We start from the raw sequence: 2,112 nt of genomic DNA on the forward strand, positions 1-2,112 counted from the left end.
GCTGATGTTGTACTGTATTCAAGATAAGGGATGCTCTATCAAAATCTTTGATTTAGGTGGAGAAGTTCACAGGAGGAGAAAAATTCATGAAAAGAACAAAGAAGAAAACACCAAATAATATTTACCCATTTTCTAATGAAATATGCTTAGTCAACAGTAAGTCCATAAAGAATACTATTAAAAAAATAGTAGAGCCTCGCAATAAAAAGCGAGGCGCGTTATTACCCTTTTGTTCGATTGTGACTTATCCACCAGTCAACTTGATCTAAATCAAAAACGATGATGTTGTTAATAATTTTTTTATGAGGAAGCTTCTTATTTTCAATTAGATCACGAATTTCCTTCTCGGTAAGTGGATAATTTACCGACTTCAGATAGGAAGTTAACTTTGATATTCCTTGAATTCTTCTCATTTCATCACCTCCCACCAAAATTTCTCTTTACCTTGTGAGGGTTGGAGAAAAATTCGTGTAAAGAATCAAATGAGAGAATCTTAAAAGGTATATACCCTATTTAGTAAGAATTATACTTATTGATTTATTACATTTAAAAAATAAATAACAAAGATTGGCAGCCTTGTTAAGAATTAAAGAGCGGATGAAGGTCCAAATTGGTGGTGTGACAGCCGTTGGATATGTGAGCGTACAGTATAGCTGGCATGATGAGCGGGCTGAACTCATAAAGGATTAGTAGAGAGCCTGAATGGAGAACGCCGACAATGGGCATGTATGAACAGAGACAACCTGAAACGGCCGATCACCTGGTTGATCAATATCAGGACAAAACAGTGCTAATTGATCTTCTCATAACAAAGGAGGAACAGCGGTTTAAAGAATTGACGAGAGGAAAACAAAAATGGAATATCGTAGAGCAGTAATTGGGCAACAGTGGTCTCTAAAAGAAGTACAAGCCTATTGCATGGAGAAATTCCAATCAAAGCGACCGGCTTATCCTCGTAAAACAAAGCAGCTGGCAGAGAAACAAGCCTTGTCATGCCAGGCTGGAGACGGACACTAAATTTTACCCTTTAGTGGACCGAAATTTTCTATGAAAAATGGAATGATAGTTTCTCAACTTATCTTCTTCTTACCTGTTCCTTTAAAAAGTACTTAAATCTAATAGCGCTTGGTATTTATTACACATATAGAATGCCGTTTCTACAAAGTTATTAAGGGTATCTTTAAAATAAAGAAACAGTGGTATGAGGCTTGAAGAAAGGGGAGAAACCAAAATGGAACATACATTTCATGATTCGCAATGGAAATGGTACGAATTAAATCTAGAGGATGAAAATATAAAAACGGCCGTCCCCAATATGGATACGGTCTGTAAAGAATGGCTTGGAAATCTATCTAAAGATCAAACGAATGATATCGACATGGATAATGGACAAGAAGGAAAAGAAGCTTTCTGGGGATCTCTCGTGTATATGCAGAGTGCCGAGAAAGAAGAAGAAAAATCGGTTTTTCATTTTTATGTAACGAGGAAACAGCTGATCACAGCTGATATTGATTTTCTTAAGCTTGATCACATAAATGTTAAAACGATGAAAGAAAAAATGAAGGAGGCCCAGAGTCCCATTGAAGGGTTTCTTGTTTTGATCAGCCAGATTACTTCTCATTTTTTAAAGAAAATCGATGTCTTTGAAACAGAGCTTCACGATTTATTCTGGAAAATAAAAAAACGGAACAATGTTAAAATACTGGATCGGGTCGCCTGGGCAGACCAGGAGCTGCTTATTTGGAAAAATCTCATTGTTCCGGTCATGGAAATCCATATGGCCCTGCAAGAGGCGTTCGGGGAAGAAATAACAGAAGGGAAACAATATAAACTGGCCAAAAACCGGCTTGAGCGGGCGATGTTTCTTGTAAGAGCGTACGAAGAAGAAATTGATTCGCTGCTTGATTTTGAAAGTCTGGTTTCGGCTCACCGGGGCAATGAAATTGTGAAAACACTAACCGTTATAACCACCTTATTTACACCCGTTATGGCTCTAGGTGCGATTTGGGGAATGAATTTTAAACATATGCCCGAGCTGGAATGGAAGCTGGGTTATCTGTTTGCGGGCGGCTTAATCATCATCAGTACACTAGCGATTTATTTTTACCTAAA

Annotated in this window: 4 protein-coding genes; 3 read left to right on the top strand and 1 reads right to left on the bottom strand. The window is 37.6% G+C overall.

The window, feature by feature from the left end:
* Positions 1–221: 221 nt before the first annotated feature.
* Positions 222–413 carry a hypothetical protein gene (locus VP97_RS22460; RefSeq protein WP_050184398.1) on the bottom strand — a complete coding sequence of 64 codons (192 nt, stop codon included), beginning with the start codon at positions 411–413 and terminating at the stop codon, positions 222–224.
* Positions 414–718: 305 nt separating this feature from the next.
* On the opposite strand from VP97_RS22460, the gene VP97_RS24125 reads away from it, so the two are divergent.
* The 3 genes from VP97_RS24125 to VP97_RS22465 form a co-directional block, all read left to right on the top strand.
* A complete protein-coding gene (locus VP97_RS24125) occupies positions 719–877 on the top strand; it encodes a hypothetical protein (RefSeq protein WP_156153601.1) in 159 nt (52 codons plus the stop codon).
* Positions 856–1,017 carry a hypothetical protein gene (locus VP97_RS24130; RefSeq protein WP_156153602.1) on the top strand — a complete coding sequence of 54 codons (162 nt, stop codon included), beginning with the start codon at positions 856–858 and terminating at the stop codon, positions 1,015–1,017. Before VP97_RS24125 ends, VP97_RS24130 begins: the two co-directional genes overlap by 22 nt.
* Before the next feature lie 214 nt (positions 1,018–1,231).
* A partial coding sequence (locus VP97_RS22465) for a magnesium transporter CorA family protein (RefSeq protein WP_050184400.1) occupies positions 1,232–2,112 on the top strand: 881 nt, incomplete at its 3' end.

This window comes from Domibacillus robiginosus, assembly GCF_000966195.1.
Lineage (GTDB): Bacteria > Bacillota > Bacilli > Bacillales > Domibacillaceae > Domibacillus > Domibacillus robiginosus.